We start from the raw sequence: 5,646 nt of genomic DNA on the forward strand, positions 1-5,646 counted from the left end.
GATGGGCCGGAATATGCACGGTTGACTGACGGTTTGAGAAGCTCGTCGAAAATAGGATCCCACTGGCCGAGCTCCACTTCTTTGAGAGTCTCAATATAGTAGTGCGCCCGGCATAGGTCCCCATACCGCCCTTGGTCATAGCCGACCAAGCCAAGCGCAGCGAACTTTTGCTCAAGTTCCTGGCCACTTTCACGGACCTGTCGAGAAAAATAGGAGGGGCCCTCACCGCCGATCAGCCAGTTGACATTCTCCTTGATCGACGCAACAGGATCTCTCGACATGTGCTTGTGCGTCTGACGAGGTTGTTTTTTGCTTTGGTCCCGGAGTACCGCTTCTAATTTAGAGGAAAGCCCAGGCTCTATACTTTCAAGGTGGTCAAACTCCTGAAAATAAAGCTGGCATAACTGCAGGAAGGTTGTTCGGGTAAGCCTAGGGTTTTGGGCCTCCACCAACACCTCTATAACTGACTGTCTACAACTGATTTTCCGAATTTTTTCGTCGTTACACCATAGCCAAGTTAGCGCTCTTGCGCCCAAGCGTTTCTCCAAGGCGTCATAAACGTCGCCGAAGTCGCCATTATTAATTGCTTTGACTATCCTTTGACACATCAAATCAAAGGCACTGCCACTTCCCGCTGATTGAGCGAAACTTTCGGCCTGATTAATGAGATTAGACCAGCCGGACTGAACGTGTTCCGGCCATTCCTTTTTAAGTTGCGGGGGCTGAGGCAGCTTCATTTAGTTAAATCTACCTTTGCTCGGACCTTTTCATAGTCCTCGCTACTGGGCCGTCGAATAGTAAATCGAATATCAATTCGACGGTTCTTGCTATAGTCATCTGCAGTACGCTGATTTTCGACGACGGGCCTGGTTTCCGCGTACCCACTCACGGAGAAAAGTGGTTTGCCCTCTCCGTTTTTCAGGCTGCTCAACTTGGCACGCTCCTGAAGTGAGCGCTCCCAGAATTGCCAGAGTGAGATAGCTCTGAATGTAGACAAACACCAATTACCTTTTTCGCCACACAACCGTCCTGTAAACGGCCTGCTATCGGTATGCCCCTCTACGAAAACGGTGTCCAGATAATCGGACCGGTCTTCTTTAGAAATGAGCTGGTGGAGCACTTCACCGATTTCGCGAGCGGTATTCTGATATTGCTGCCCGATTTGGTCAGCGGCAGTATCAAATCCTAGCAACTGGTTTGGAATCCTGAGAACCGTACTGTTCTCGCTAACTTCGACCTGAATTCCACGCTTTTGAAGTATCTCTGCGGCCTCTGTTAGGATATTTCTTCGAACCTCCTCCGCTTTTCGAAGCAGATTAATCTCTTCCTCTACTTCTACTACTTGTTCCTGCAAACGCTCCCGCTCTTGCTCAGCTTCCTCCTGCAGCTCCATCAACTGGAGGATTAAGATCACTGAGGCCAAGATAAAAATGACCAACAACCCAGACATAATGTCGGAGAAAGACATCCAGTAAGGATTCTCTTCGTCTACCGACATGTGCTTCTGAGACCGGAGCAGCGCCATTAGCGGGTCTCCAATTCATCAAGAATACTGTTCATATTCTCGACCACCCGCAGCATGGAGTCGGCATATGCTCGAGAACTGTTATTCCATTTGTCCATGCGGTCTTCGATTTGTTGGTTCACCTGTGTGGAATAACTCGACAGCCAGGACTCTGCCTGTTTTTCAATACCAGAAACCTGATTGGCCAGATTCTCAGATAACCCACTGAATTCAGTCTTGATTGAGCTCAACCATTCCTGTTGATGCTGTTTGAGCTCAGCGAAACCTTCGTTTGTTAGTTTTGCAGCATTGCCATATTGCTCTACGCTAGCTTGAATCGACCGTTGGAGGCCTTCAAGCAGTCTAGACTGTTCGCTCAGTCGTTCTGAAAGCAATGCATTCTGCTCGCCGGCAGATTCTATGACTGATAAAACCTCCGACATACGGGTGCCCAATAGGTCGGTGGCTTGTTTTACCTGGGAGCTGAGTAGGCCAAGCTGATTTGCACTACTATCCAGATGTTTGCTGCTCTCGGAAATGGAACCGGTAACACTAGCGAGTTGTTGGAGAGTTTCTCGGTGCTGCTCAGCCAATTGCAGGCTTTGTTTTTGCGTTGTTCTGACAGATTCCGCAATCTCATTAAGCAGACGTTGCTGTTGCTCGGCGACTTGTTCATTCTGCTCTCGGAAACGTTCTTGTCTAAGACCTTCTCGCTCATCTGCCGCCTCAATCTGTGACTTGAGGCTTTCCATTGTCCGACCGGTCAGAACCGCGAACATTTGCTCCATTTTCTGCTCGCGTTTCAAAGATCCTTCTGATGCCCTCTCAGCTCTCTTATCGGCAGCCTCCAGTTGTCTTTCGACCTGTTCTGAGAAACTTGCCATCAGCTGACCGAACTTGTCCTCCAACGCTTTTTGGCTGCTTGATGCGGAGTCCGCAACCCGACTAATCTGGTCGTCAAATTGACTGGCTTGTTGCCGTGAGCTCTCAAGCTGTCTTTCTTGCTGTTCGTTGAGTTTTGTGAAGAGCTCTCCAAGTTGGGAGCTCATATCAGTGACAGCATTGTTCACGTCGGAAGCCGCCTGTTCAAGCAATGCCCCCTGGTTTTTTGCTGCCCCGCTAACGCCCTCAACGAAATCGCCTACCAACCGCTCGAGAACTTGAGTGGACTGCTGGCTTGCGTTACTGACTAGAGATTCAATGGCAGGCGCCATAATCTTGTTTAACGCCGTGGTAAAAGCCTCTTCCATCGAATCAGAAACGCCTTTGATACTCTCCTGTAACCGATCACCTATGCGCTCATGAAGTTCCTGAAGTGCCTCCTTGCTCTCCCGACTACTATCGGCGATGTGGACCAACGACTGCTCTGCCGGTATTCTTGGGTAGAGAAAATCGATCTCTTGCTGCACCGACTTAATCTTGGATAGCGCCGAGCGCTCCATAAACTTTTCAATCATATTGAGTAGTAGGCTAAGACCCACACCCCAAACAGAGGTCATAAAGGCAACTGTCGCCCCCTGAATTAGTCGATCAATACCATCACGCAGTTCAGGGATGTCAGAGCGGGAGCTCAAGTTCAGGCTATCCAAGCCAACCGTTAAACCCACGAAAGTCCCTAGCACACCGATCGCCACCAAGAAGCTTGGCGTCGCGGCAAGCAAACGACTTCCTGTAAGGCCAGGCGCAAGGGTTCTGGCGTTAAAGAAATGATCAGCATCCAGGGTGTTAAACAGCGCCTTCTGATCGCCCGAAATCACCAGGCTCTCATCAAATTCTCGCCAAACCTTACCAACATCCTCTTGCTTTAAGGCCATAGCTTTTTGCAAAACTTCACGACGATTGCTCGCGAGCGATTTCTTATCTTGATCACTGATGAGGGTTCTGAGCGAACCCAACCTGCCTTCGAAACGCAGAAAATGACGAGTAACTGCGATGACTGCGACCAAAAAAATCACAATCATAAGCAGCCAAAACAACGTTGCTAGGCCTTGTGGTGTGCCGTTTGATAAAGCAGTAAAGTCAGGAAGTAGGTGCGAAAGCAAACTGACAAAATCCATTTTTGGAACCCTGTTTTTTATCGATTTTTCTTTTTTCAGAGACGGCTGACGTAACAAAAAGCCTCTTTGGCGAGTTCACGCTCACCATCCCACCGGTAAGCGCATAGTTTTCCGTCAGAGTCACCCGCTATGCTGTAGTCCAAGCATGCAATATGCTCATTCAGCGGCGCAGGCTCGCCTTTCATCCAGTAGTGACCGACGAATACAGGCTTCTCACCGTCGTAGCCTGGCAAGACATGAGAGACAACCGGCAAATGCGGTATCTGGTCGATCGCGTCGCCGGGAACCATGGCAAGATCACGGTAGGTCAACTCGCCCTGCTGCCACCATTTAGTCCGGATATTACTTCGCTTGTGGTTATTTTTGTCAAAAAAATGGTGATCTCGCGGCAAAGGGATTTCCAATCCTTTAAGCAGAGTCTCGATGGCTTCATAGGCATCACTCCCCTCCCTACTCGTTTGCTCCCACGCCTCTGGAAGCAACCGGTTTTCTGAATCGGTGTACTTGCCAATCGCAGCCAGATGTTGCGGATGCCAGCAGGCATGAACAACACGAAATTCCGGCAAGTCCAGGTACACAGGCAATGTTTTGAACCACTCGACCATTCTGTGGTGCAGCTCACTGCCTTCACCCACTTGTTCAAGAAACGCCTGATGTTGGTCCAGGTTTTTATCGGTATGGGGGCGCAAGTACTCACCAGGGCTCTGCGGATCTTCCATGGCCCAGGCCACGGCATTGAATTCGTGATTACCCATCACGGCCAGGGCTTGGCCGTTATCGACCATACCGCGGGCAATGGTGACGGTTTCCACCTGCTCAGGGCCGCGGTCTACAAAGTCGCCCAGGAAGATTACCCTACGTTCGGGATGCTTCCACACACCGTCTATTTCACGGTAATCCATTTTGGTGAGGAGAGCTTTAAGTTCGGTTGCGTGGCCGTGTATGTCACCTATCAAGTCATACATCATTCATTTCCTTTTGAATTCGTTATTGCCGGGCCGCCTGCACCACTGAATTAATGACGCCCAGTTGGCGCCCGCTGACTACCCCAACCGATTCCGCCCCACACCGCTTACCAACCACTTCACCATGCAGGTTAAAAAGGTAGGCTGCGTTCTTTTCGTAATAAAACCAATACTGCTTGATCTTACCCCAGATGCCAAGTTCTCCCCCCGTTTCAGCAACATGCGCCCGAATGCGACTCTGGGCCTCACCTAATTGATCCGTTAATGAATAGCGCCAGAACCCTTCAACAAACTGCAGATAACGCTGGTGGTCGCAAGCTGCCAAAGCGAACAACGGTTGGTTTTTCCGCATAAAACCAGTGTCTATCCAGATATAAGGCTTGAAAGCACGCCGTTCCTGCTCCAAACGGGTAGTCAGTTTTGCAATACGCTGTTCAACCACCAGCTTCTCCATACCGACTGCTCGACAAAGGGCTCCGAGGAAATCTTCGCTGCTGTACTTGAAGTCGAATCCGCCCCCACCGAGACCAAAGTCAGGGCATTCCAACACTCGTTGGAGGCGTTTTCGATTCGCAGCGGTAGGTCGCACGTAGCCCATTGTTTTGAGAATGTCGTTATGTGACTTTGCGGCCACCCGGATAATGAGATCCGTTTTAAAGTTGTTGATCACGTTATGCCCTCCCTCATTCTCTGTTAACTCTAACGCGACCATGCGACAAATTCGGTCGCTCTGAGGAGATGCTGCGGCTATGGTAAATTGCGTGTCTTACGGTGCCGGAAACGATCAACAGAGACTCAAAGGTTCAACTATGCCCTACCCGATTGAAGACAAACTTGTTATAGCGGTAGCGTCCAGCGCTCTGTTCGATTTATCCGACTCCGACCTTGTGTTCAGAACTCAGGGCGAAAAGGCCTACCGGAAATACCAGGAAGCGAATCTGGACTCCCCGCTTGAGAAAGGCGTTGCTTTCCCTTTTGTCCGACGTTTTTTGGCAATTAACCAACGGTTTCCGGATAAATCTCCTGTTGAGGTGGTTTTGCTCTCCCGCAACTCCGCGATTACCGGCAAGCGAGTGTTCCGCTCGATCAACCACCACGGTGCGTAAACCGCTGAAGGTTG

Annotated in this window: 5 protein-coding genes and 1 pseudogene; 1 reads left to right on the plus strand and 5 read right to left on the minus strand. The window is 50.1% G+C overall.

Annotated elements, in window-relative coordinates; all coding sequences use genetic code 11:
- The 5 genes from Q669_RS18760 to Q669_RS18780 all read right to left on the minus strand — a co-directional run.
- Positions 1-737, minus strand: a 737-nt coding sequence (locus tag Q669_RS18760) for an EH signature domain-containing protein (RefSeq protein WP_022993467.1), incomplete at its 3' end; no start/stop codon positions are given.
- Entirely contained in the window at positions 734-1,498 is a 765-nt protein-coding gene (locus Q669_RS18765) for a flagellar motor protein MotB (protein ID WP_227501150.1), read from the minus strand. The genes Q669_RS18765 and Q669_RS18760, both read right to left, overlap by 4 nt.
- Before the next feature lie 26 nt (positions 1,499-1,524).
- Positions 1,525-3,618, minus strand: a complete 2,094-nt coding sequence (gene zorA / locus Q669_RS18770) for an anti-phage ZorAB system protein ZorA (RefSeq protein ID WP_200861816.1) — start codon at positions 3,616-3,618, stop codon at positions 1,525-1,527.
- Entirely contained in the window at positions 3,597-4,529 is a 933-nt protein-coding gene (locus Q669_RS18775) for a metallophosphoesterase (protein ID WP_227501151.1), read from the minus strand. The genes zorA and Q669_RS18775 overlap by 22 nt, the downstream gene beginning before the upstream one ends.
- A gap of 19 nt (positions 4,530-4,548) precedes the next feature.
- On the minus strand, positions 4,549-5,196 hold the full coding sequence (locus Q669_RS18780; protein ID WP_036150021.1) for a hypothetical protein: 648 nt from the start codon (positions 5,194-5,196) through the stop codon (positions 4,549-4,551).
- Positions 5,197-5,335: 139 nt separating this feature from the next.
- Here Q669_RS18780 and Q669_RS18785 point away from each other — a divergent pair.
- A pseudogene (locus tag Q669_RS18785) lies at positions 5,336-5,623 on the plus strand (5'-nucleotidase); the annotation flags it as partial.
- Positions 5,624-5,646 lie beyond the last annotated feature (23 nt).

The sequence above is a fragment of the Marinobacter sp. C1S70 genome, assembly GCF_000475355.1.
Lineage (GTDB): Bacteria > Pseudomonadota > Gammaproteobacteria > Pseudomonadales > Oleiphilaceae > Marinobacter > Marinobacter nauticus.